Source organism: Variovorax sp. V116 (assembly GCF_041154435.1).
Classification (GTDB): Bacteria; Pseudomonadota; Gammaproteobacteria; order Burkholderiales; family Burkholderiaceae_C; genus Variovorax; species Variovorax paradoxus.
Genome location: NZ_AP028661.1, coordinates 4,126,400 through 4,148,066 on the forward strand (window position 1 = coordinate 4,126,400; position 21,667 = coordinate 4,148,066).

The following is a 21,667-nucleotide window of genomic DNA, read 5'->3' on the forward strand; positions in this document are numbered from 1 at the left end:
GGGCCTGTGAACAGCCCTAGCGCACGGTCGACATCACCGTCGCGCGGCAGCGGGGCTGGTCGCGCGGCGCCAGCAGGTTGCAGTTGTCCAGCGCGCGCTGCTGCATGTCGCTGAGCCGGGGCTGCTCGCCGGGCGGCGGGCCGTCCCACTGGCGGTAGGCCGGCGGCGGAGGCGGCTGTTCGGCCCAGCGCTCGCGGCGTTCGTATTCGCGCCGCTGCTCGCGTTCGTAGGCGCGCTGCTCGCGGCGGTCATAGCGCTCTTCGCGGTCGCGCTGGATGCGCCACATGCAGGTGTTGAAGTCGACGCCGGAACGGCCGCTGGCGCAGTAGCGGCGGTCGTTCTCGTAGAAGTCGCCGCGCTGCGCGAACGCCGGGAGGATGGTGGCAATGCCCAGGACGGCCAGGGCTAGGATTTTTTTCATGGGGGGACCTCTCCGAGCTTCGGTGATACCGGCACAGCATGCCACACCGGCCAGGCCGTCCCAACGCAGGCATCCCCGTAGAACCAACGGCAACACCCGCGCGTTGAGTGGGATTCGGGCCGCTTTTTTTTCCGGGCTAGAGCCGGCGCGCCTGCATCGGCTGGCGCGACCAGTAGATGCCGTCCAGCCGGTCGAGCCGCACCTCGCCGCCCGTCGAGGGCGCATGCACGAACTGCCCGGCCCCCACGTAGATGCCCGCGTGCGACGGCGTGGAGGCGCCGAAGAGCACCAGGTCGCCCGAGCGCAGTTCGGACGCGGGCACGGGACGGCCGAAGCCGGCCATGCGGGCCACCGTGCGCGGCGTGGCCTGGCCTGTGCTGCTTCTGTACACGTAGCCGATGAGCCCGCTGCAATCGAAGCCGCCCTCCGGCGTGTTGCCGCCGTAGCGGTACGGCGTGCCGACCAGGCCCAGCGCATGGATCGCGACGCTGCTCGATTGCTCGGCCGTCAGCACGGCAGGCGGCGCATAGGCAGCCCCGGGCTGCGGCGCCCGCGGTCCTGCACAGCCCAGCACCAGCAGGCAGGCGCCGATCGGGAGCAGCCGAAGCAGCGCCAGCGGCATGCGGGGAGGTGGCGTGGGTGCGGAGGCGTCGTGCATGTGGTTCCTTCAGGACTTGGCGGTCTTCTTCGCGGGCTTGGGCTTGCCGGCGCTGTTGAGCGCCACCGCCTCGCGCACGAGCGCCTTGAAGGCGGCCCCATCGATTTCGTCGCCTTCGAAGATGTCGATCGCGCGGCGCATGTTGCCGTCCAGGCTCGCGTTGAAGAGGCCGGCCGGGTCCGGCAGCGAGGCGCCCTTGGCGAAGGTGAGCTTCACCTTGTCCTTGTAGGACTCGCCCGTGCAGATGATGCCGCCGTGCGACCAGACCGGCGTGCCCATCCACTTCCATTCCTCGACGACTTCCGGGTCCGCCTGCTGGATGAGCTTGCGCATGCGGCCCAGCGTTTCGCCGCGCCAGCCGCCGAGCTCGGCGATGCGTTGCGAGATGAGTTCCGATGCCGGCTGGCCGGTGCTCGCGTCCGACTTTTTCATGTTCTGTCCTGGAGGTTCCGAAGCAGCTTCATTGCAATGACCGTGGAGGATAGCCATGCATCGAAGCAATGCAAGCATGGCCCGTGTCCCGCCCGTTCATATGGCACGATCGCCGCATGCCAGAGCCCTCCCGCCGCATACCGTACCGCACCTGGCCAGGCGCGCTCGCGGTGCTGCTCGCCATTGCCGCCTACGTGGGCGGCCTGAGCTTCTGGGACAGCCGCACGCCCGGCAGCCGGCCGCTGGCCGCGGGGGAAACAGTGTCCGTCGGCCATGCGAGGTTCGTTCCCGCCAGCGGATGGGAGATGGACGTGTCGCGCTCCAGGGCCGGCCAGTCGCTGATGCTGTTCAAGGGCGGCCACAAGTTCCTGGTGACCACGCGTGCCTGGGCCGGCGGGCCCGACGGTCCGCTGGTGCGCCAGCAAAGGCTCATGGAGCGCGGCCAGCGCCTGAACATCGATGGCGACGTGTCCGACTTCGTCACCTCGTGGGGCCTGCAGGGCAAGACCTTTGCGTACTATGGATCGAAGCTGGCCGGCCGCTTCTGGCAGGTGGTCGACCTGCAGCGCCGCTCGCTCGTGCAGATCGATTGCTACGGTGCCAGCGAAGGCCTGAACGAGGCAATGGCCGATGCGCGCAGCATGCTCGAATCGATGGACCTGGAGGCACCGCAGTGAGCCCGCCCGCCTTCGAGGGCCAGCAGGACCGCGGCGACTGGCCGATCGGCACCGATTCGTTCTTCCAGCCGCAGCGCGCGGCCTTCTGGCTGCTGGCGGCGCTGATCGTCAACGGGCTGTTCTACACGGTCAACATGGTCTCGATGGGGTTCCGCGTCGTGCCCGTCACGGCCCTGCTGGGCATCCTGGTGTGGGGCATCTACACGCTGCTTTTCCTCCTGGTCTTCCGCACGCTGGACCTGCTCGAGCAGCACCCGCCGGAAGCCTTCGTGCTGGCCTTTGCCTGGGGCGGGCTCGGCGCCGTCTACTTTGCCGCGCCGGCGAACATCGCCATCCAGAGCCTGTGCGCCAAGCTGGTGTCGCCGGATTTCGCGGCGCTCTGGGGGGCCGCCGTCGCGGGGCCGGTCACCGAGGAGTTCCTGAAGATCGCCGGCGTCATCCTGCTGGTGCTGGTGGCGCGCAACCAGTTCCAGACCTACCTGTCGGTACTGATCGTGGGTGCCATGGCAGGGCTGGGCTTCCAGGTGGTCGAGAACCTCACGTACACCGTCAACGCCTCGATGCACTTTCCGCTCGAGAACCAGGTGTCTCCGGTGCTCGTCAACCTGCTGACGCGCGGGCTGCTGAGCGGGCTGTGGAGCCATGCGGCCTACACGACGATCGCGTCCTTCGGCGTCGCCTGGTTCCTGCTGCATCCGGAGCGTTCGCTGGCGGCGAGGATCGCCTGCGCCCTGCTGTGCTTCGCGCTTGCGTGGGCGATGCATTTCATCTGGAACTCGCCGTGGCTCGAAGACCTCTTCGACGGCGGCTACGGCGACATGGCCGTGATGCTCGCCGTCAAGGGCATTCCCGCGATGGTTGCGGCCGGGCTCTTCTGGCGAGTTGCCGCACGCGAGAACGGCGCCTATCTGCATGCGCTGGCCGCCTACTTCGTGCCGGAGCGCGAGCTGATCCGCGACGACGAGTGGATCCGCCTGGGCGCGCCCTTGCAGCGCTACAAGGTTCGCCGGGAAATGGGCTGGACCTTCGGGCTGCGGGCCAGGCGCCTGAAGACGCAGTTGCAGCGCGAGCAATTGCGGCTGATCCGCAAGGCCATGACCTACGGACGCGGCGCCCAGACGCTGCGGCATGAAGTGGCGATCCGGCGCGTGCGGGCCGAACTCGATCCGCTCATTGCCGCAAAGCCCTGAGGATCGGGACCATGGCCGTGGATCCTCCGGAGCGTCCGGCAGAGCCCGCGCCTTCGCACCGCAGGCGCTGGCTGCTCGCCGCGGCCGCGGCGGGCGCCGCGCTCGCCGCAGCTGCATGGGCCGTCGCCACCGGCACCGTCGAGATTCCCGAGCGCTTCAATCCGTGGGCGCCGCTCGACGTGGCGGCGGCGCCCAACTGGCTGACCGGCTTCAAGCTCGAGCGGGCCCGCCGCGAACCCGCGCGCTGCCTTGCGGCGCTGGCGCAAACCGGCATGCAGTACGACCTGCTGCCCGACCGCGTCACCGGCCCCGGCTGCGGCTTCGAGAACGCCGTGCGGCTGCGCTCCGCCGGCGTGCGCCTGGGCACTTCGCCTTCGCTGAGCTGCCCGATGGCACTGTCCTTCTTCATGTGGGAGCGGCACGCGCTGCAGCCAGCCGCCAGGCAGCGCTTCGGCCAGCCGGTGGCGGCCATCGAGCATCTCGGCAGCTACGCCTGCCGCAACGTGAACCGCGGCGAAGGCGCCGTGCCGGGCGCTTCGCGCAGCCGGCATGCCACGGCCGATGCGCTGGACGTCGCCGGCCTCACGCTGGCCGACGGCCGCCGCATCACGGTGCTGCATGACTGGCCCCGCGACGGCAGTGCCGCAAGCACGGACGATCCGGCGCCGCTGCTTCTGCGCGATGCGCACCGCGGCGCCTGCCGTTTCTTCAATGGCGTGCTGGGCCCCGACTACAACGCCGCGCACAAGGACCACTTCCACCTGGAGACCGGCGGGTACGACATGTGCCGCTAGCATCCCGAAGCGCTGGCATTACGCAGAGGTTTCGCTCTTCTTGCGTGCCGCCAACGCGGCGAGACCTGCGCTGACGATGGCCCAGGCTCCAATGCCAACAGCCATCGCGTTCTCGGGCTTCATCGGCAATTGGATCGGAACGATGCCGAAGGCGATGCTGGCGGCCGCAATGGCAGCAAGCATTCCAAGCGCCCGCCGCGGACTCGTCGCGGCGACGCCGCCGACCCAGGCACCCAACGCGGCAGAGGCCGCGCCACCCATGACGACATACACGCGCAGCATCCGAGCGGCTTCATCTTCGCCGTGATGCCCGATCCCCGTACCTGGAAACGCGAGCGAAAAGAGGATGGGCAAGCCCAGGAACAGAGCGACGCCGAGCAAAGCCCCGCACAGGGTGAAGATCGGGCGCTTCATCAGCTTATCGGCCAGAAGACAACTCGACGCGACGCGTGCAGATCGGAGTAGAGGTATCCGTTGCCGCTCCACGGTGATCGCAAGGTATCAATGCCGAGCGAGAAGCGAAGGAACGTCGTCCATGACGGCGTCAATCGATTTCGATCCCACAGGTCGATGTGATCTCCAGTGGGAAACATCGCCTCAGCGGTACGCAACCAGTAGTCCTCGAAATAGATGATGCCCGTGCGACCGGAGGGACTCTTGTCGAAGCTTTTTCCCTGGTGTGTTTCCGCATCTGGACAGCCAGCGAACGGACGACGCATCAGCCAGTTGGCCAATTCGGTCGCGCGCAGCACCATTCCGTTTCCGGAAGGGCCAAATTCGCAGCGTGGGCCGGGAAATGACTTGAAACTGACACCCGACTTTTCCAACGCAATGCCGACCCGTATTGCGCATTGATCGTCATACGCCTTCTTGCCCGTGCGGGGGTTCACGCAAGGGTCATCACTGGGGTAGTTCTTCCATATCGCTTCGAACGATATCGGCTTTGCCATTTCGGGAAGTGGCATCTGTTTTTCCTTCCTGTGCCTATCTAGCTTGGCCCAGCGAACTGACCATGGACCACTGTGAGTCCGCCGCATCTTATCGACTCAAGTTCGTGCTGCCAGCCACCCGAAAGGCTACGTTCACACGGGCCGTCTCCTGCGATCATGGAATATTGCCGCGTCCTGCAGGCAAGCACGATGCGGGGACTCCGCAATCATCGAATCCAGTGGTGAGAACCTTGGCGCTACATCGCACGCACTGCACTCGAAAGCGCTGGCCGCCCTTCCGGGATTCACCCACAATCCCGCCGGTGTCGAAAGTTGCACACCGCCATCGACTCTCGCGAAAACCCAAGGACCGCCAAATGAAGTGCTCGATCCGCCGCTCCCTCGCCACCACCGCCGCGGCACTGGGCCTGGCGGCTGCATTGGCCTCCTGCGGTGGGGGCGGCGGCGGCGGGGGTGGAGGTGGCGGGGGTGGAGGTGGCGGGGGGATCGGCATCGGCGCACCCTTGCCGCCGACCACGGCGCAGCTGCCGGAACGCGAAGCGCTCATTGCCCGCGCACGGCCCCTCGAAATCAACACGCCCTACGTGCCGCCGCCCGGCAACGTGCTGGAGCACCACACCTCCGGCTATGCCAAGACGATGTGTTCCGCCGTGTTCATCACCGGCATCGCCCCCGACGTCGCCGCCGAAAGCCTGGGCTATTTCGTGGGCCCTTATGACCAGCGCAAGAACGTCGGCAAGCCCGTGGTCGACCGCGTGAAAAAGGAGGTTCGCATCTCGATTCCCAATGGCCCGACGCTGGTGGCGCGCCACTTCGGTTCGCAAGGCTGCGTCACGCTGCCGGCCGGCCGGGACGACGTGTTCTTCACGCCCGTCGAAGTCCGGAGCACGCTGCCCGACCCCGCGACGCAGCCATGGCCGATGGGCGACGTGCTGCCGGGCGATGCGCCGCCCGCAGAGGTCGACATGGCCAAGGTGAACCAGGCCGTCGATGCCGCGTTCGCCGTGCCCGAGGCCTACACATCGGCCTTCGTGGTCACGCACAAGGGCCGCATCGTCGCCGAGCGCTACATGAGCGGCATCGGCCCGGCGACGCCGCTCGAATCGTGGTCGATGGGCAAGAGCGTCGTGGCGACGATGATGGGCGTGCTCATCAAGCAGGGCGTGTACAAGCTCGACCAGCCGGCGCCGATTCCCGAATGGCAGGGCGCCGGCGATGCGCGGCAGCAGATCAAGATCTCCGACATCCTGCAGATGTCGAGCGGCCTGCGCATCAAGGCGCCGGACGATCCGGACTTCGACCCCAACGGCACCTACCCCGACCACATCTACTACTACACGGGCCGCATCAACGCCTTCAACTACGCCGCCACCCGGCCGCAGCAATGGCCGCCCGGTGCCGTGGGCCGCTACCGCAACACCGATCCGGTGCTGGCCAACTACCTGGTCCGCCTCGCGGTGGAAAAGCGCGGCGAGGACTACCTGTCGTTTCCGCAGCGCGCGCTCTTCGACAAGATCGGCATCCGCTCGATGGTGATCGAGACCGACCCCTACGGCAACTTTCTCACGCAGGGCTACGACTTCATGTCGGCGCGCGACTGGGCACGCCTGGGCAATCTCTATCTGCAGGACGGCATGTGGAATGGCGAGCGCATTCTTCCCGAGGGCTTCGTCAATTTCGTGAGCAGCGTGGCGCCGGCCTGGGCCGCGGACAAGCGCCCGATCTACGGCGGCTTCTTCTGGATCAATGGAATGGGCTCGCTCGCGGTGCCGGCGTCTGCCTACTACATGCTCGGCGCAGGAGGCCAGTTCGTGCTGGTGATTCCGTCGCACGATCTCATCGTGGTGCGGATCGGGCATTCGAAGGGAGAGCGCTTCGCGGGCTCGACGCTGAACCAGGCATTGGCGCTGCTGACCACCGCGGTGCCCCGCGTGCGCTGAGCCTAGAAGCCGAAGACCAGCAGCAGGTTGTTCGCGGGCATCGCATGCCGCTCGCGCAGCGCGAGCCCTGCGCGGCGCGCCTCGGCCACCACGTCCTCCAGGCGGCGAATGCCCCATTCGGAATTGCGGGCGCGCAGGTCTTGGTCGAACGCCAGGTTGCTCGGCGCCGGTGGGGCTTCTTCTTCGAAGTAGGGGCCGTAGGTGACCAGCAATCCATCGGCAAGCAGATGCCGTGCGGCGCCTTGCATCAACGCGGCGCATGCGGCCCAGGGCGCGATGTGCAGCATGTTGGCGCAGTAGATCGCATCGAACTTTTCTTCTGCTCGAGCGAACGCGGCGCCTTGCGACGGCCATCGAGGCGCCATCACGTCGAGCAGCAGCGGCGCACGGAGATTGGGCAGCGCGGCCTGCGCGACGCGGCTTGCAATCGCGGGGAGCACGCGCGCGTCTGCGTCGGTGGGCTGCCAGGCCCACTGGGGCATCGCTGCGGCGAACCAGGCAGCGTGCTGGCCTGTGCCGGATGCGATCTCGAGCGCGCTGCCGCGCTCGCCGAGGATGCGGCCCAGCGCTTCGAGGATGGGCTGCTTGTTGCGGTCCGCGGCGGGGCTGTGAGGAAGGTCGGACATGTGAAATGGACCTGGATAGGTATGGTTTGACTGGAGAAGGACAGCGCGGTTCAGCCCTGCCCGAACTCCCGCGCATGCTCCACCGCATACTTGATGAGTTCCGCCTGCCCTTCGATGCCCAGCCGCCGCTTGATGCTCTGCCGGTGCGCCTCCACGGTGCGCACGCTCAGGCCCAGGTCGCGCGCGATCTGCTTGCTCGATTCCCCGCGGCCCAGCGCGCTGAGGATCTCGCTCTCGCGCGGCGTGAGCAGCGGCCTGGGCGCCTGGTTGCGGAACAGCTTCTTCGACACGGCCGGGCTCAGGAAGGTGCCGCCGGCCGACACCGCCTCGATGGCCGCGACGATCTCGGCCGCGGGCGCGTCCTTCAGCACATAGCCGCGCGCGCCCACCTGCAGGGCCTTCTGCACGTATTCGGGGTTGTCGTACATGCTGAGCATCACCACGTGCGGCGCGGGCTGATGGCGCTGCAGCACCAGTGCGGCCAGGTCGATGCCGTTCATGTCCTTCATGCCGACATCCATCAGCAGCAGGTCGGGCTGGAGCGTTTCGATGAGCGCCAGCGCCTCGGCCGCGCTCCCGGCCTCGCCGACGATCTCCAGCCCCGGCATGGCGCCGAGCCGCGCGCGCAGGCCGTCGCGCACCAGCGGATGGTCGTCGACCAGGAAGAGGCGGACGGGGGCGGCGTCGTTCTTCATGCCGGCTCGGGCCTCGCGCTGCGGGCCGGCACTTCGGCCACGATGGTGGTTCCGCCTTCGCCCGATTGCACGTCCAGGCGCCCGCCGATCGACTCCATGCGCTCGCGCATGTTGCGCAGGCCGATGCCGCGCCGCGCATCGAGCTGCATCGCCTCCACGTCGAAGCCGATGCCGTCGTCGCCGATCGAAAGCCGCACGCCGTCCTCGTCGGAAAAGCCCAGCGCAATGTGCACGCGGTGCGCCTGCGCGTGCTTGCGCACATTGGTGAGCGCCTCCTGCGTGACGCGGAAGAGCGCGGTCTTGGCCTCCTGCGAGAGCTCGAAGGCCTCGCCCTCGATCATGATGGAGGCGTCGATGGCGCCCTCTTCGGCGAATTCGTCGCCCAGGCGCTCGAGCGCGGCGGGCAGGCCGAGCGTGTCGAGCAGGGCCGGCCGCAGGCGGTGCGAGATGCGGCGCACCTCGATCAGCGAATCGTTGAGCCGTTGCAGCGCCTTGCTCAGCGCGGGCGGCGCGGGCTGGCGCTCGCGGTCGAGCGCATCCACGGCCGATTCGATCAGCAGCTTGGCCGAGACCAGCGTCTGGCTGGTGCCGTCGTGCAGCTCGCGCGCGAGGTGGCCGCGCTCTTCTTCCTGCGACTGCACCACGCGCCGCGCCAGCAGCCGCAGCTTGGCCTCGGCCGTGCGGTGCTCGCTGAGGTTGAGCAGCAGCCCGGTGGCGCTCACCACGCCCAGGCACAGCGCCGCGATGCCGGCGATCCACAGCAGCGTGGTGGTGACGTTGGCGCTCATCTGGCGGTCGAGCGCCTGCATGGTGGCCTCGATGTCGTCCAGGTACAGGCCGGTGCCGACCATCCAGTTCCAGCGCGGCAGCGCAGTGACGTAGCCGAGCTTGGGCGCCATCTGCTCGCTGGAGGGCTTGCGCCATTCGTACTCCACATAGCCGCCGCCCGCGCGCGCGCCCGCGATCAGGTCCTGGATGGTGAAGCGGCCGCGCGAGTCGCGCATGTCCCAGAGGTTCTGGCCCACCAGATCGGGCTGGCGCGAATGCATGAGCGAGCGGCCCTGCATGTCGTAGACGAAGAAGTAGCCGTCGTCGCCGTAGTCGAGCGCGGCCAGGCGGCGCAGGGCCTCGCTGCGGGCTTGCTCGTCGTCCTGGCCGGCGTCGTACAGCGGCCGCACGGTGCTCACGGCAAGGTCGACGTAGCTGCGCAGTTCGCTGCGCCGCTGGGCCATGTAGCTTTTCTCGATCAGCGCGCGCTCGCGCTGCGCCAGGTCATGCTCCTGGTGGCGCACCGCCAGGGCCACCAGCACCAGTGCAACCAGCAGCGGTGCAACGGCCAGCGCGACGATCTTGGTGCGGAGGTTCATCGGGAGGCAAGACTACCACCGGGCGGCGCCGAGAACCTTAAGATCGCAAGGGCACGGGGGACGCAACACACGGGAGCAGATCGCATGCAGAACCGCTGGATGGCCGCACTGGCCCTTCTTGCCCTGGCTGGCACGGCCATTGCCGCGGCGCCCTTCACGGCCGTGTTCAGCGGCACGGGGCGCGCATGTTCGGGCGGGCTGTACGTGCGGACGCAAACCATCGAATGGAATTCGAGCTTCAGCATCTGCAAGCCCGGCCGCTACAGCGTGCTGGAGAAAGACCTTGCCTCGGAGCATGGCCGCATCGTCTTTCGCCTCATGGCGCGCAGCCGGCAGTGCCGCTACGAAGTGGTCGAGGCGGAGCAGATCAGCACCTACGGCTGGAGCGTGCAGGGCTACCCATCGCTCGAGGCGTACCAGAAGCGCGCCCTGCCCGGCTGGCGCCACTCGCCCCGCGATGAGCGAATGGTCCTGTCCTGCCCGATGGTGCGGCTGGACTGAGCGCCGCCGAACGGCCTCAGTGCAGGCTCGTCGGCCGGCCCGAGGCCACCCAGGCGTCGAGCCCGCCCGTCAGCGGCAGTGCGCGCCGCGCACCGCGCGCCAGCAGCACGCGCGCAGCCAGCGCGGCCGACACCTCGTTGGGGCAGTTGCAGTAAAGCACCACGTCGCGCCCGCCGACCAACGGCAATTCCGGATGCCGCTGCTGCAGTGCCTTGAGCGTGTACGGCAGCGCCCCGGGAATGCGGCGCGGATCGACCTGCACGCCGGCCTCCCCGCGCACGTCGATCACCAGCGGCGGCGCCTCGCTCGCGAGCAGCTCGTGCAGCTCGTCCACGCTGATGCGCGGCATGCCCGTGAGCCGCATGAAGGCGCGCCGGCGCCAGTAGCGCACCGCCAGCATCACGGCCAGCACCACCACCAGGGCCGCGGTCGCGATGCCGCCGGCCTGGGCCAGCATCGCCAGCACCTCCTGGATCTGGTCGCGAAAGGCCCAGCCCAGCCCGAGGAAGACGACGGTCCAGACCAGCGCGGCGCCGATGTCGAAGCCGATGAAGCGCCACACCGACATGCCCAGCGCGCCGGCCATCGGCGGCGCGACCACCGAGACGCCCGGCACGAACTTGGCGGCCACCAGCGAGAGGCCGCCCCACCGGCCGATCAGCGATTCGCCGCGCCGCACGCATGAATCGGGCGACAGCGAGATGCGGCACAGAAGCCGCATGAAACGGTAGCCGAAGCGGCGCCCGGCATAGAACCACGCGCCATCGCCCAGCACGTTGGCCAGCACCGCAGCCAGCACCACGCCCGCCACCGAGACATTGCCGGCCGCCAGCAGCGCACCCGACACCACCAGCACCGCGGCCGCGGGCACCGGCAGTCCGAGGCGCGCGGCAAAGCTCGCCGCGAAGACGATCGCGATCGCGTTCTGCACCAGCAGCGACATCAGCTGTGCCATGGCAGCAGCGCGAGTTGGGGGGTGTTCACTCCTTGGCTGCCTACCTGGGCGCGTCGCCCTTGCGGTATTCGGCCGTGAGCTCGTCGAGCTTCTGCTTGAGCGCGGGGTCCAGCCTGTAGCTGGCCGCGGCCAGCGTGGCGTCGAGCTGCTCGGGACGGCTCGCGCCGAGCAGCGGCGCGGTGATGAGCGGGTTGGCCATGACCCAGGCCACCGCCAGCGTGGCCAGCGGCACGCCGGCTTCGTCGGCCAGCTTGTGCAGCTGGGTCACGGTGTTGAAGCTGCGCTCGTTCCAGTAGCGGTCCTGGTACATGCCGCCGGCCGTGCCGAGCGTGAAGCGGGTGTTTTGCTCGGGCGCGGCGCCGGGCTTGTACTTGCCGGTGAGCAGGCCGCCGGCCAGCGGGTTGTAGGGAATCACGCCCAGGCCCTCTTCGCCCGCGAGCGGCAGCAGCTCGCGCTCGATCTCGCGGAACAGCAGGCTGTAGCGCGGCTGCACCGACACATAGCGCGTGAGCTTGTGCAGCTCGGCCTTGCCGAGCGCGCGTGCCAGCCGGTAGGCCAGGAAGTTGGAGACACCGATGTAGCGCGCGCGGCCCGACTTGACGATGACGTCGAGCGCCTCCAGGCTCTCTTCGAGCGGCGTCTCGCGGTCGTCGCTGTGCAGCTGGTACAGGTCGACGTGGTCGGTCTGCAGCCGCTTGAGCGAGGCATCGATGGCGTCGAGCAGGTGCTTGCGCGAGGCGCCCTGGTCCCAGCTGCTGGGGCCGACCTTGCCGACGGCCTTGGTGGCCACCACGAAGCGGCGGCGGCCCGCGGCGCCCTGCTTGTGCAGCCAGCGGCCGATGATCTCTTCGGTGCGGCCCGTGGTTTCGACGGTGCCGCCGAGCGGATACACGTCGGCGGTGTCGAGAAAGTTGATGCCGCCCTCGGCGGCCTTGTCGAGAATCTGGTGCGACACGGCCTCGTCGGTCTGCAGGCCGAAGGTCATGGTGCCGAGCGCAAGGCGCGAGACGGTGAGGCCGGTGCGGCCGAGTCGGGTGGTCGGAATGCTCATGGGGGTGTCGCTCCGGGCGATGGAAGTGCGACGGCCATCATAGTCACGACGGCGCAAGGCTGCAGCGATCAGGTGCTTTCAAGATGCACGCCGGGCGCGCCGCGCTCCACCGCAAAGCGCGCCATCGGCGCGACAGCGGCGTCCTCGGCCTTTTCGTCGTCCACGGCGCGGAACTCGACCGTGCAGCCGCGCGCATCGAGCGCCATCTGCGCATAGCCGCGCTTGTCGCCGCGGCCGTAGCGCAGGTGCTCGTTCTTGGCGAGCATGTTGGCCACGCCGGCGGCGCTGGGGCCTTCGGAGGTGATGGCGCCGCCGACGAATTCGGTGGCCACCGCCGGCCCCTGCGGCTCGCGGCGCAGGTCGGCGGCCCAGAAGGCATGCACGTCGCCGCTGATGACCAGCGCATCGCCGCCGCGCGCCTGGTTCGCGGCCAGGCCGTCGAGCAGGCGCGTGCGCGAGGCGGCGTAGCCGTCCCAGCCGTCCATCCAGTAGCCGTGCTCGGGGCCGCGCTTGCGGTCGGCCTCGGCCAGCAGCGTGGGCTGGGCGATCACGGTCCAGCGGGCCGGCGGTGCGGCCAGTTCGTTCGCGAGCCAGGCCTCCTGCCTGGCGCCGAGGAAGCTGCGCTCCGGTGCCAGCCGGTCGGCGCAGTCGGCCAGCGGCGAGGCGCTGCGGCCGGCCAGGCAGGCATGGTGCGAACGGTACTGCCGCCCATCGAGCAGGAACACGTCGAGCATGCGGCCGAAACGGTGGCGGCCGTAGATGGTGGCCGCGGCGCCGGTCGGCCGCATGCTGGCGGGCACGGGCATGTGCTCGTACCAGGCCTGATAGGCCGCGGCGCGGATCGCCAGGAACTGCGCGGGATCGATGCTGCGCGGCGAAACATCGTCGGTGTAGTCGTTCGCCACCTCGTGGTCGTCCCAGGTCACGAGCCAGGGGAAGGCGGCGTGCGCGGCCTGCAAGTGCGGATCGGTCTTGTAGAGCGCATAGCGGTCGCGGAACTCGCCGAGCTGCGTGGGAATGCCGCCCTGGTGATGGCGCACATGGCGCGAGCCCCAGGAGCTTTCGTAGATGTAGTCGCCCAGGTGCACGACGAAGTCCAAAGGCTGCATCGCCATGTCGCGGTAGGCCGCGTAGTAGCCCTGCTCGTACTGCTGGCATGACGCGAAGGCAAAGCGCAGCGGCTGCGGTGCGGCATCGGTTTCGGCCGGCGCGGTGCGGGTGCGGCCGGCGGGGCTTCGCGCGCCAAGAGCCGTGAAGCGGTACCAGTAAGGCCGGCCGGGCGCGAGGCCCTGCACCTCGACATGTACCGAATGCGCGAGCGCCGCGGTGGCCGTCGCCCTGCCCCTTGCCGCGATGCGTGCAAAGCCCTCGTCGTGTGCCACTTCCCACTGCACGTCGACCGGGGCCTCGCCCATGCCGCCGCCCTGCAGCGGATCGGGCGCCAGCCGGGTCCACAGCACCATGCCGTCGGGCCTGGGGCTGCCGGACGCCACGCCCAGCGTGAACGGAAACCCGCGCGCGGCCTGCTGCGCGTGGAGCCGGAGGAACGGGTGGCCCAGCGAGGCAGCGGCCATTCCGCCGAGCAGCAGGCGGCGGCGCGAGACCCTCATGTCCTTGCGCGCGCGGCCAGCGCCAGGTCGGGTCGGTCGGTGGTGATCTGGCGCAGGGGCATGGCGAGCCATTGTGCAATTTCATCGGGCTCGTTGACCACCCAGGCACCCAGCCGCTCGCTGCCGAGCGCGGCCAGGCATTGCGGCCAGGTGGCGGCCAAGAGCTTTTTCTCGACCGCGACGATGCAGCCCGGCAGCGCCGCGTAGCGCGCCAGCGCACGCGTGATGCCGCCCAGCATTTCAGCCGAACGGTGGTCGAGCGAAGCCAGCACGCGTCCGCGCGGCCAGTGGGCGAGCACCTGCGCCAGCACCTCGGGCACGAAGCAGGTCAGGATGCTGCGCTCGGCCACGCCCGCATCGTGCAGCGCCTGCACCGTGCGCGCGATGGCGCCGGGCGGCAGCTCGCCGGCGGCGTCGGTCTTGATCTCGACGTGCAGCTCCATGCGCGTGGGCGCGAAGAGCTTGAGCACCTCGGCCAGCGAGGGCACGCATTCGCCGGCTTCATCGGCCCGCTGTTCTTCCTGCGCGCCCTGCCCCTTGCGCAGGCGCGTGGCCAGCACCTCGGCCGCATCGTGCTCGCGCACCGCGCCCGTGCCTTCGGTGGTGCGGTCGAGCAGCGGATCGTGGATGACCACGGCCTTGCCGTCGCGCGTTTCCTGCACGTCGAATTCGACCGCATCCGCGCCCAGCGCGATCAGGCGGCGGAAGCCGCCCATGCTGTTCTCGGGCCAGAGGTTCCGCGCGCCGCGGTGTCCGACGATGATCATTTCTGCAATGTCCTTTGCCTATTTGCTGCTGTCCACCAGCCCCTTGACGAACGAGCGCTGCAGCGCCACCACCACAATGATGGGCGGCAGCATCGTGAGGAGCGCGGCGCTCATCGCCACGTTCCAGGCGGGCTGCGAATCGGCGCGCGGGATCAGGTGCTTGAGGCCGATCACCGCGGTGGCCATGTCCTTGTCGGTGGTGAAGAGCAGCGGCCAGAGATACTGGTTCCAGCCGTACAGGAAAAGAATGATCGCGAGCGCCGCGATGTTGGAGCGCGACAGCGGCAGCAGGATGGTCCAGAAGAAATGCATCGGCGAAGCGCCGTCGATCCGCGCCGCCTCGCACAGCTCGTCGGGCACCGTGAGGAAGAACTGGCGGAACAGGAAGGTGGCCGAGGCCGAGGCGATCAGCGGCAGGATGAGGCCCGGGTAGGTGTCGACCATGTTCCACTGCAGCTGGATGTCGATGGTGTGGCCCGTGATGGCATTCCACGCCGACGAAAGGTGCAGCGCCTCCACCAGCCACTGCAGCGGCAGCGCCGCGTTCGCCACCGATTCGTAGGTGGGCGAGATGCGCACCTCGATCGGCAGCATTAGCGACACGAAGATGAGCCAGAACGCCGTCATGCGAAAACGGAAGCGGAAGTACGTGATGGCAAAGGCCGACAGCAGCGACACCGCGATCTTGCCCACCGTGATGCCCGCCGCCACGATGAACGAATTGAAGAACAGCCGGCCGAAGTTGGCCTGCATCCATGCGGTGCGCAGGTTCTGCACGAACTGGTCGCCGGGCAGCCAGGGCAGCGGCACATGCTGCACTTCTGCGATGGTGAGCGAGCCCGCGACGAAGGCCAGGTAGAGCGGCACGCAGACAAAGGCCACGCCCACCAGCAGGATGGCGTGGCAGATGCCGTCGAGAACGGGAGCGCGTTCAATCATGCGATGAGTCCTTTGCGCCGCGCGTCATACGTCGTAGCTCACGCGCCGCTCCACGTAGCGGAACTGCAGCAATGTCATCAGCAGCGCGAAGATCATCAGGATGACCGACTGCGCCGCTGACGAGCCAAGGTCCAGGTTGATGAAGCCGTCGACATACACCTTGAACACCAGCACGTTGGTCGCGCCCGCCGGTCCGCCCTGCGTGACCGCATCGACGATGGCAAAGATCTCGAAGAAGCCGTAGACGAAGTTCATCACGGCCAGGAAGAACATCGTGGGCATCAAGAGCGGCAACCCGATGGTGAAGAAGCGCCGAAGCGGCCCCGCGCCATCGACCGCCGCCGCCTCCATCAAGGAAGAAGGCACCGCCAGCAGACCGGCCAGCAGAAAGATGTAGTCGTAGCACACGTGCTTCCACGAGGCCGCCAGGATGACCAGGATCATCGCGTCCGAGCCCACGCGGTTCGGGTCCCACGCGAGGCCGATCGCATGCAGCAGCTGCGCGAGCGGACCGACTGCCGGATTGAAGAGAAAGGCCCACAGGATGCCCGCGATGACCGGCGCAATCGCATAGGGCAGCAGGATGATCGCCTTGTAGACGCCGCGGCCGCGGATCACGCGGTCGCTCGCAAAGGCCAGCACCAGCGCCACCGCGATGGTCAGCAGGTTCTGCAAAATGGTGAACACCACCGTGACCTGCACCGACTCGTGGTACGTGGCGCTTTGCAGCAGCTGCGCAAAGTTGTCGAAGCCGACGAAGTGCACCGTGTTGCCGAACGGATCGGACAGGAAGAAGGCCTGCCCGAGCGCGCGGAACGACGGAATGAAAAAGAAGAACAGCAGGATCGCGAGCTGCGGCAGCAAAAGCAGCGCCGGCAGGCGCACGTCCTTGAAGTGCGCACGCTTCAGGCCCGCTTCGATCGCTGCCGCCATGGGTACCGCCCGCTCAGTAGCGGCCCTTGTTGAGCTTCTCGTACTGCCGCAGGATCTCGTTGCCGCGCTTGACGGCATCGTCCATGGCCACCTGCGGCGTCTTCTTGCCGGCCACCACGTTCTGGAACTCGTCGCGCTGCGCCATCATGGTCTGCGTGAAGTTGCCGAAGTGAAAGCCCGTGGAGTTGGCCGTGGGCGTGCCGCGCGTGAGCTGCAGGATCGCAATCTCGCGCGTCGGATGCTCCTTGTAGTAGCCCTGCGACTTGGCCAACTCGTAGGCCTTGTTGGTCAGCGGCACGTAGCCCGTGGCCTTGACCCACCAGAACTGCGTCTCGGGCTTGGCGATGTAGTCGAGGAAGGCGGCCACGGCCTCGTACTCGGCCGGCTTCTGGCCCTTCATCACCCAGAGCGACGCGCCGCCGATGGTGCTGTTCTTCGGCTGCTTGCCCTCTTCCCACGGCAGGTAGGTGGCGCTCCAGTCGATCTTGGATTCGCGCTCGATGCCGCTGTGTGCAGCGGTCGAGGCAAAGTAGGTGGAGCACTTGCCCGAGGTGAAGAGCTGCTCGGGGCTCAGGCCCTGGCCGGCGATCTGCATCACGTCGTCGTCGATCCATTTCTTGATGCGCGCCACCTGCGAAACCACCGAGGTCTTGTTGTAGACGAACTCGGTGTCCAGCCCCTGGTAGCCGTTGGCCTTGGTGGCATAGGGCAGGTCGTTGATGGCGCTGTAGTTCTCGAGCAGGCTCCAGTGGTAGTCGCCCGCGAGCACCGAGCCGCAGGCCGAGATGCCCTTCTGCTTGATGGCGTAGAGCTGCTTCTCCAGCTCCTGCCAGGTCTGCGCGGGCCCGGCGAAGCCGGCCTTCTCGAAGTGCGCCTTGTTGTACCAGAGGATCGGCGAGGACGAATTGAAGGGCATCGTCATCAGCTTGCCCTTGTAGCTGTAGAAGCCGGCCACCGGCTTCACGAAATCGGCCCATTCGACCTTGTAGCCGCGCTGGTCGAGCAGGTCCTGCACCGGCATGGTTGCATCGGACAGCAGCATGGTCATGAAGCCGCGCTCGTAGATCTGCACGAGCGCCGGCGCGCGCTTGGCGCGGTAGGCAGCAATGGTGCCGTTGATGACCTCGTCGTAGTTGCCCTTGTAGACGGCGGTGACGGCGTACTTGTTCTGCGAGCTGTTGAAATTCTTCACCAGTTCTTCCACGCGCTCGCCGAGCGCGCCGCCCATCGCGTGCCACCACTGCACCTGCACCGGCTGCGCGGCGGCGGGTGTGCCGCTCGCGAGCCAGAGCGTGGATGAAAGGGCCAGCATGGCCAGCGTGCTGCGTCGTTGGATCTTCATCGCGTTCTCCTGTGGGGTGTGTCGATGCCGGGGGTGTTCTTGCGTTCAGGCGGTCCAGAAACCGCCGGGCGCGAACTGCCCGGCGATTGCGCGGTCGAGCCAGCCCAGGTCGTCGAGCAGGTCGAGCAGCGTGTAGCGGCGCCGGATGAGGCGTGCGCGGCGGTGGTCGGCGGCGAACCTGGCGGCGCCGATGCCGAGTTCTTCGGGATGGCTCGCGCCGCCGACGGTGGCCAGCCGCTGCTGCATGTCGCGCGCGCCGATCAGCTGGCGCTTCAGCTGTGCGCGCAGCGCGGGCCAGGTGCGCACCAGCTGGTCGAGGCGGGCGCGGCGGCTGCCGAGTGCGGCCTTCGCATTCATCTCGCCGCGCGCAGCGGCCCTGAATTCCTCATTGCCGAAGGCGGCCTCGATCTCGCGCGACAGCGCGGCCTCGTCCTGGCCGTCATGCGCCTGCGCTGCGGCAGCCGCGATTGCGGCCGCGGGCTGCGCAATGAGCCATTCGTACATCGCCAGCATGGCGACGCAGCCGACGCCCACGCAGGCGCCATGCGCCGCGGGCTCGCCATCGACCTGCAGGTTTTCCATTTCCCACAGGTGCGAGAACTGGTGGTCGCTGCCGCTCGCGGGGCGCGAGTTGCCATGCGCCTGCATGGCGAAGCCGCTGACCAGCAGGCCGGCCAGCAAGCCGGCCAGTGCCTGCGGCTCGTGCACGGCCAGGCGCTGCGGCGCGCCGAGCCAGTCGCCGAGATGGTCCTGCACCAGCGCGTAGGGACGCGGATTGATGGGCTCCACGCCGAGCGCGTCGGCCAGCAGCCAGTCGGCGCCGGCCACGGCCTTGCCGGCCAAGTCGCCGTAGCCCCAGGCCGTCATGCGCGCCGGCGCGGCGCGCAGCACGTCGAGGTCGGCCAGCACCGCCACCGGCGGCGGGCATGCGAGCGTGCGCTTGAAGCCGTCTTCATCGAGCAGCGCGGCGCCGGAGGCCGCGTAGCCATCCATGGAGGCGGCGGTTGCAAGGCACACATAGGGTTGGCCGGCGAGCGAGGCCGCATGCTTGGCCAGGTCGCTGACGACGCCCGAGCCCACCGCGATCGGCGTGGCCGCCTGCGCGGAAAGCTGCTGTGCGATGGCCGCCGAGCGCGCCACGCGCGGCTTCAGGCGAGGCTTCGCAGGAAAGACCAGCGGCGGCGCACAGGACACGCCCTGCGATTCGAGCAGGGCCTGCGCCGACGCGCCCACCGCATCCCAGGTGTTCTCGTCGGCCACCAGCATCCAGCGCCGGCCCGGCGCGCAGCGCTGCAGCACGCCGGGCAGCGAGCGCACCGCGGCGTGCTCGATGACGACTTCCTTGGTGACCGCCGCATCGCGCAGCGCGGCCTTCAGGGGGGATGACGAATCGCTCATGTCTCCTGCAATCTGGACGCCGTTTTCCGGTCGATGAACAAGTGTATAGTTTGAAAGACATTTGTTTCAACCACGTGACTACCCGTAGATCGGCGGGCCCGCGGCGCGGAATCCGCCACACCCGTGCCACCATCGCGGCCGCAGAATCGACGACGACAACCACGGAGAATTCGGATGGCTGAGGAAGATCAGGTGGCGGTGCGCGTGGCCTGGCTCTACTACATGGAGGGCCTGACGCAGGACGGCATCGCCACGAAGCTCGGCCTCACGCGGCTGCGCGTGAACCGCCTGCTGGGCGAGGCGCGCGAGAGCGGGCTGGTCAGCATCAAGATCAACTCGCGCCACGAGAGCTGCCTGCGGCTGGAAGAAGAACTGCGCAGCGTCTGCGGCCTGCGCGAGGCAACGATCATTCCCACGCCCGAGAGCCCCGATCTCATTCCCGTGCTGCTGGGGCGAACGGCCGGCGAATACCTGTCGAGGCACATCGAGACGAACCGCGTGCGCGGCGTGGGCGTGGGCTGGGGCGCCACCCTGCGCGAGGCCATACGCCACGTCGCGCCGGGCCAATGGCCCGAGGTGCACGTCAACTCGATGATGGGCGGCCTGACGCGCGGCCTGGAGATCAACACCTTCGAGACGGCCAGCGCACTGGCCGCGAGGCTGGGCGCGCAGTGCAGCTACCTGGCCGCGCCCCTGTACGCGGGCAGCGCCAGGTCGCGCGACACCATCGTCTCGCAGGATGTCTTCAAGGAAGCCTTCGGCCAGATCGCGGCCAACGACGTGGCGCTGCTGAGCGTGGGCGACCTGAGCACGCGCTCGCTGCTGGTGCGCTACGGCCTGCCGAAGGACGTGCAGGTGGCCGAGCTGCGCCAGGCCAAGGCGGTGGGCGACATCATCGGCCAGTTCCTCGACCGCCACGGCAACCCGGTGAAGCATGCGCTGAACCAGCGCGTGGTCGCGCCCTCACTCGAGGAGCTGGCGCGCATCCCGACGGTGATCGTCGCCTCGGGCGGCGAGAACAAGGCGCCGATCATTGCGGCGGTGCTGCGGGCCAGGCTGCTGTCGGTGCTGATCTGCGACGAGCAGACGGCGCGCACGGCGCTGAAGCTCTACCAGGCGCTGCAGGAGCGCTGAGCCTTCCCTCAGGGCGCGAGCACCGTCACGCGCGCCGTCATGTAGGAATGCACCGAGCAGGCGTAGTCGTGCACGCCCGGCTTGTCGAAGGTCCGGGTGAAGCTCTTGCCGGGCAGCATGAGGTCCATGCCCGCGGTGCCGTCCTTGAAGGCCACGCCGTGCGGCGCGCCGTCGTCGTTCTTCCAGGTCACGCTCTGGCCCGCCTTGACGGTGATCTGCGCCGGCTCGAAGGCGAAGTTGCGGATCGCCACCACCTGCGCGGAAACGCCGGCCTGCGATGCATGCGCGGTGCCTGCGGACGGGGCGCGCTGCACCGCCACCTTGCGCGGCGCGTTGCCGACCGGCACGGTGTGCATCGGGCCGCCGGCAAGGTCGACCACGCTGACGTCGTTGGAGCCTTCGTTGCTCACCCACAGCTTCTTGCCGTCGGCCGACAGGTCGAGCCAGTGCGGCTGCTTGTCCACGCCGATGCTGCGGCCCGGCGCCCGCGTGGCCGGGTCGAAGAGCAAGACCTCGCCCGGCCCCTGCACGACCACCACGCCGCTCGCCATGCCGGCGAAGTGCTGGGCGATGTGGGGCGATACGCCGGTCGGTATCGGCGCCAGCCACTGGTTCGTCGCCGGGTCCAGCACCTGCACGGCGGGCACGCCCGCCAGGGTCAGGTACAGCGCCTTGCCGTCGTGGCCGAACTCCAGGTCGCGCGGCGCTTTCTCGAGCGGGATCTCCGCGACCACCGTGCGCGCCGCCAGGTCGACGACCACCAGTGCGAAGTGCCCCGGCTCCTGCGAGGCGACGTAGGCCTGCCGGCCGTCGGGCCGCACGGCGATGGTGTGCGGCTTGGGCACGGGCACGGTGGCGCTGACGGCGTGCGTCGCGGTGTCGATGAAGGCCACGCGGTCGTCGCCGTTGACGGCCACCAGCAGCCAGCGTCCGTCGGCCGTGGCGGCGAGGCCCTGCGGGCCCTTGCCGACCTCGATGGTGCGCGCCACGCCGTCGCTGGCTGCGTCGATCTCGCTCACCGCCGAGGCGCCGGAGCCGCTGACGAACACGCTGCGCCCATCCGGCGAGATGACGATGCCGTCCGGCCCCGTGGCCACCGGCACGGTGGCGAGCACGCGCTCGGTGCCGGTGTCGATCACGCTGACCGTGCTGTCCTTGAAATTGCCGACGTAGGCCTTGGGGCCGGCTGCGAATGCGCAGAAGGCCGAAGCGCCCAGCGCCGCGAGAACGACGAGGATGCGCACAAACCCGGGAATGGCGATCATGATGAAGAACTCCTGAAAGAGT

Annotated in this window: 23 protein-coding genes; 6 read left to right on the forward strand and 17 right to left on the reverse strand. The window is 68.6% G+C overall.

The features are described 5' to 3' along the window. Positions 1–16: 16 nt before the first annotated feature. From ACAM58_RS19520 to ACAM58_RS19530, 3 genes are all read right to left on the reverse strand, one after another. Positions 17–421: a hypothetical protein gene (locus tag ACAM58_RS19520; protein ID WP_015866759.1), complete on the reverse strand. Its 405-nt coding sequence runs from the start codon at positions 419–421 to the stop codon at positions 17–19. A gap of 136 nt (positions 422–557) precedes the next feature. Beyond that, entirely contained in the window at positions 558–1,079 is a 522-nt protein-coding gene (locus tag ACAM58_RS19525; RefSeq protein WP_369663354.1) for a C40 family peptidase, read from the reverse strand. A gap of 9 nt (positions 1,080–1,088) precedes the next feature. Then, a complete protein-coding gene (locus ACAM58_RS19530; protein WP_015866761.1) occupies positions 1,089–1,511 on the reverse strand; it encodes a DUF1801 domain-containing protein in 423 nt (140 codons plus the stop codon). Positions 1,512–1,627: 116 nt separating this feature from the next. Between ACAM58_RS19530 and ACAM58_RS19535 the strand changes: the two genes are divergently transcribed. The 3 genes from ACAM58_RS19535 to ACAM58_RS19545 are packed head-to-tail and all read left to right on the forward strand — an operon-like array spanning position 1,628 to position 4,172. After that, a complete protein-coding gene (locus ACAM58_RS19535) occupies positions 1,628–2,188 on the forward strand; it encodes a hypothetical protein (RefSeq protein ID WP_015866762.1) in 561 nt (186 codons plus the stop codon). After that, complete coding sequence (locus ACAM58_RS19540; protein WP_018905292.1) at positions 2,185–3,378, forward strand: PrsW family intramembrane metalloprotease; 1,194 nt, start codon at positions 2,185–2,187, stop codon at positions 3,376–3,378. The genes ACAM58_RS19535 and ACAM58_RS19540 overlap by 4 nt, the downstream gene beginning before the upstream one ends. Before the next feature lie 11 nt (positions 3,379–3,389). Beyond that, positions 3,390–4,172 (forward strand): extensin family protein, encoded by a 783-nt coding sequence (locus ACAM58_RS19545; protein ID WP_369663355.1) that lies wholly within the window; start codon positions 3,390–3,392, stop codon positions 4,170–4,172. An 18-nt stretch (positions 4,173–4,190) separates the two neighbouring features. On the opposite strand, the gene ACAM58_RS19550 is transcribed toward ACAM58_RS19545, so the two are convergent. Next, positions 4,191–4,586 (reverse strand): hypothetical protein, encoded by a 396-nt coding sequence (locus tag ACAM58_RS19550; protein WP_369663356.1) that lies wholly within the window; start codon positions 4,584–4,586, stop codon positions 4,191–4,193. Continuing rightward, positions 4,586–5,137 carry a type VI secretion system amidase effector protein Tae4 gene (locus ACAM58_RS19555; protein WP_369663357.1) on the reverse strand — a complete coding sequence of 184 codons (552 nt, stop codon included), beginning with the start codon at positions 5,135–5,137 and terminating at the stop codon, positions 4,586–4,588. Before ACAM58_RS19555 ends, ACAM58_RS19550 begins: the two co-directional genes overlap by 1 nt. A 341-nt stretch (positions 5,138–5,478) precedes the next feature. Here ACAM58_RS19555 and ACAM58_RS19560 point away from each other — a divergent pair, with 341 nt between their 5' ends. Continuing rightward, on the forward strand, positions 5,479–7,062 hold the full coding sequence (locus tag ACAM58_RS19560; protein ID WP_369663358.1) for a serine hydrolase domain-containing protein: 1,584 nt from the start codon (positions 5,479–5,481) through the stop codon (positions 7,060–7,062). 2 nt (positions 7,063–7,064) lie between these two features. On the opposite strand, the gene ACAM58_RS19565 is transcribed toward ACAM58_RS19560, so the two are convergent. The 3 genes from ACAM58_RS19565 to ACAM58_RS19575 are packed head-to-tail and all read right to left on the reverse strand — an operon-like array spanning position 7,065 to position 9,750. After that, a complete protein-coding gene (locus tag ACAM58_RS19565) occupies positions 7,065–7,688 on the reverse strand; it encodes a DUF938 domain-containing protein (protein ID WP_369663359.1) in 624 nt (207 codons plus the stop codon). A gap of 50 nt (positions 7,689–7,738) precedes the next feature. Next, complete coding sequence (locus ACAM58_RS19570; protein ID WP_027730758.1) at positions 7,739–8,383, reverse strand: response regulator transcription factor; 645 nt, start codon at positions 8,381–8,383, stop codon at positions 7,739–7,741. Then, positions 8,380–9,750 (reverse strand): cache domain-containing protein, encoded by a 1,371-nt coding sequence (locus tag ACAM58_RS19575; RefSeq protein WP_369663360.1) that lies wholly within the window; start codon positions 9,748–9,750, stop codon positions 8,380–8,382. Before ACAM58_RS19575 ends, ACAM58_RS19570 begins: the two co-directional genes overlap by 4 nt. A gap of 84 nt (positions 9,751–9,834) precedes the next feature. Between ACAM58_RS19575 and ACAM58_RS19580 the strand changes: the two genes are divergently transcribed. After that, positions 9,835–10,251: a hypothetical protein gene (locus ACAM58_RS19580; RefSeq protein ID WP_369663361.1), complete on the forward strand. Its 417-nt coding sequence runs from the start codon at positions 9,835–9,837 to the stop codon at positions 10,249–10,251. 16 nt (positions 10,252–10,267) lie between these two features. Here the strand turns inward: ACAM58_RS19580 and ACAM58_RS19585 are convergent, their stop codons facing one another. From ACAM58_RS19585 to ACAM58_RS19620, 8 genes are all read right to left on the reverse strand, one after another. Next, positions 10,268–11,206 (reverse strand): VTT domain-containing protein, encoded by a 939-nt coding sequence (locus tag ACAM58_RS19585; RefSeq protein WP_015866771.1) that lies wholly within the window; start codon positions 11,204–11,206, stop codon positions 10,268–10,270. Between the two features lie 40 nt (positions 11,207–11,246). Then, positions 11,247–12,257 carry an aldo/keto reductase gene (locus ACAM58_RS19590; RefSeq protein WP_015866772.1) on the reverse strand — a complete coding sequence of 337 codons (1,011 nt, stop codon included), beginning with the start codon at positions 12,255–12,257 and terminating at the stop codon, positions 11,247–11,249. Positions 12,258–12,325: 68 nt separating this feature from the next. Continuing rightward, positions 12,326–13,867 (reverse strand): alkaline phosphatase, encoded by a 1,542-nt coding sequence (locus ACAM58_RS19595; protein WP_369663362.1) that lies wholly within the window; start codon positions 13,865–13,867, stop codon positions 12,326–12,328. Beyond that, the gene (locus ACAM58_RS19600) at positions 13,864–14,634 is read right to left on the reverse strand and encodes a glycerophosphodiester phosphodiesterase family protein (RefSeq protein WP_369663363.1); all 771 of its coding nucleotides are present in this window, start codon (positions 14,632–14,634) and stop codon (positions 13,864–13,866) included. The genes ACAM58_RS19595 and ACAM58_RS19600 overlap by 4 nt, the downstream gene beginning before the upstream one ends. 18 nt (positions 14,635–14,652) lie before the next feature. Beyond that, entirely contained in the window at positions 14,653–15,573 is a 921-nt protein-coding gene (locus ACAM58_RS19605; protein WP_369663364.1) for an ABC transporter permease subunit, read from the reverse strand. Between the two features lie 24 nt (positions 15,574–15,597). After that, a complete protein-coding gene (locus ACAM58_RS19610) occupies positions 15,598–16,506 on the reverse strand; it encodes an ABC transporter permease subunit (protein WP_369663365.1) in 909 nt (302 codons plus the stop codon). 13 nt (positions 16,507–16,519) lie between these two features. Then, positions 16,520–17,848, reverse strand: a complete 1,329-nt coding sequence (locus ACAM58_RS19615) for an extracellular solute-binding protein (protein WP_369663366.1) — start codon at positions 17,846–17,848, stop codon at positions 16,520–16,522. 45 nt (positions 17,849–17,893) lie between these two features. Beyond that, the gene (locus tag ACAM58_RS19620; protein ID WP_369663367.1) at positions 17,894–19,246 is read right to left on the reverse strand and encodes an iron-containing alcohol dehydrogenase; all 1,353 of its coding nucleotides are present in this window, start codon (positions 19,244–19,246) and stop codon (positions 17,894–17,896) included. A 174-nt stretch (positions 19,247–19,420) separates the two neighbouring features. On the opposite strand from ACAM58_RS19620, the gene ACAM58_RS19625 reads away from it, so the two are divergent. Continuing rightward, a complete protein-coding gene (locus ACAM58_RS19625) occupies positions 19,421–20,380 on the forward strand; it encodes a sugar-binding transcriptional regulator (RefSeq protein ID WP_369663368.1) in 960 nt (319 codons plus the stop codon). Positions 20,381–20,388: 8 nt separating this feature from the next. Here the strand turns inward: ACAM58_RS19625 and ACAM58_RS19630 are convergent, their stop codons facing one another. After that, positions 20,389–21,645, reverse strand: a complete 1,257-nt coding sequence (locus tag ACAM58_RS19630) for a plastocyanin/azurin family copper-binding protein (protein WP_369663369.1) — start codon at positions 21,643–21,645, stop codon at positions 20,389–20,391. Between the last annotated feature and the right edge of the window lie 22 nt (positions 21,646–21,667).

Excerpts from the sequence above, each read along its gene's own strand:
- ACAM58_RS19520 (WP_015866759.1), bottom strand. The coding sequence starts at position 421 with ATGAAAAAAATCCTAGCCCTGGCCGTCCTGGGCATTGCCACCATCCTC.
- ACAM58_RS19525 (WP_369663354.1), bottom strand. The coding sequence starts at position 1,079 with ATGCACGACGCCTCCGCACCCACGCCACCTCCCCGCATGCCGCTGGCG.
- ACAM58_RS19530 (WP_015866761.1), bottom strand. The coding sequence starts at position 1,511 with ATGAAAAAGTCGGACGCGAGCACCGGCCAGCCGGCATCGGAACTCATC.
- ACAM58_RS19535 (WP_015866762.1), top strand. The coding sequence starts at position 1,628 with ATGCCAGAGCCCTCCCGCCGCATACCGTACCGCACCTGGCCAGGCGCG.
- ACAM58_RS19545 (WP_369663355.1), top strand. The coding sequence starts at position 3,390 with ATGGCCGTGGATCCTCCGGAGCGTCCGGCAGAGCCCGCGCCTTCGCAC.
- ACAM58_RS19550 (WP_369663356.1), bottom strand. The coding sequence starts at position 4,586 with ATGAAGCGCCCGATCTTCACCCTGTGCGGGGCTTTGCTCGGCGTCGCT.
- ACAM58_RS19555 (WP_369663357.1), bottom strand. The coding sequence starts at position 5,137 with ATGCCACTTCCCGAAATGGCAAAGCCGATATCGTTCGAAGCGATATGG.
- ACAM58_RS19560 (WP_369663358.1), top strand. The coding sequence starts at position 5,479 with ATGAAGTGCTCGATCCGCCGCTCCCTCGCCACCACCGCCGCGGCACTG.
- ACAM58_RS19565 (WP_369663359.1), bottom strand. The coding sequence starts at position 7,688 with ATGTCCGACCTTCCTCACAGCCCCGCCGCGGACCGCAACAAGCAGCCC.
- ACAM58_RS19570 (WP_027730758.1), bottom strand. The coding sequence starts at position 8,383 with ATGAAGAACGACGCCGCCCCCGTCCGCCTCTTCCTGGTCGACGACCAT.
- ACAM58_RS19575 (WP_369663360.1), bottom strand. The coding sequence starts at position 9,750 with ATGAACCTCCGCACCAAGATCGTCGCGCTGGCCGTTGCACCGCTGCTG.
- ACAM58_RS19580 (WP_369663361.1), top strand. The coding sequence starts at position 9,835 with ATGCAGAACCGCTGGATGGCCGCACTGGCCCTTCTTGCCCTGGCTGGC.
- ACAM58_RS19585 (WP_015866771.1), bottom strand. The coding sequence starts at position 11,206 with ATGGCACAGCTGATGTCGCTGCTGGTGCAGAACGCGATCGCGATCGTC.
- ACAM58_RS19590 (WP_015866772.1), bottom strand. The coding sequence starts at position 12,257 with ATGAGCATTCCGACCACCCGACTCGGCCGCACCGGCCTCACCGTCTCG.
- ACAM58_RS19595 (WP_369663362.1), bottom strand. The coding sequence starts at position 13,867 with ATGAGGGTCTCGCGCCGCCGCCTGCTGCTCGGCGGAATGGCCGCTGCC.
- ACAM58_RS19600 (WP_369663363.1), bottom strand. The coding sequence starts at position 14,634 with ATGATCATCGTCGGACACCGCGGCGCGCGGAACCTCTGGCCCGAGAAC.
- ACAM58_RS19605 (WP_369663364.1), bottom strand. The coding sequence starts at position 15,573 with ATGATTGAACGCGCTCCCGTTCTCGACGGCATCTGCCACGCCATCCTG.
- ACAM58_RS19610 (WP_369663365.1), bottom strand. The coding sequence starts at position 16,506 with ATGGCGGCAGCGATCGAAGCGGGCCTGAAGCGTGCGCACTTCAAGGAC.
- ACAM58_RS19615 (WP_369663366.1), bottom strand. The coding sequence starts at position 17,848 with ATGAAGATCCAACGACGCAGCACGCTGGCCATGCTGGCCCTTTCATCC.
- ACAM58_RS19620 (WP_369663367.1), bottom strand. The coding sequence starts at position 19,246 with ATGAGCGATTCGTCATCCCCCCTGAAGGCCGCGCTGCGCGATGCGGCG.
- ACAM58_RS19625 (WP_369663368.1), top strand. The coding sequence starts at position 19,421 with ATGGCTGAGGAAGATCAGGTGGCGGTGCGCGTGGCCTGGCTCTACTAC.
- ACAM58_RS19630 (WP_369663369.1), bottom strand. The coding sequence starts at position 21,645 with ATGATCGCCATTCCCGGGTTTGTGCGCATCCTCGTCGTTCTCGCGGCG.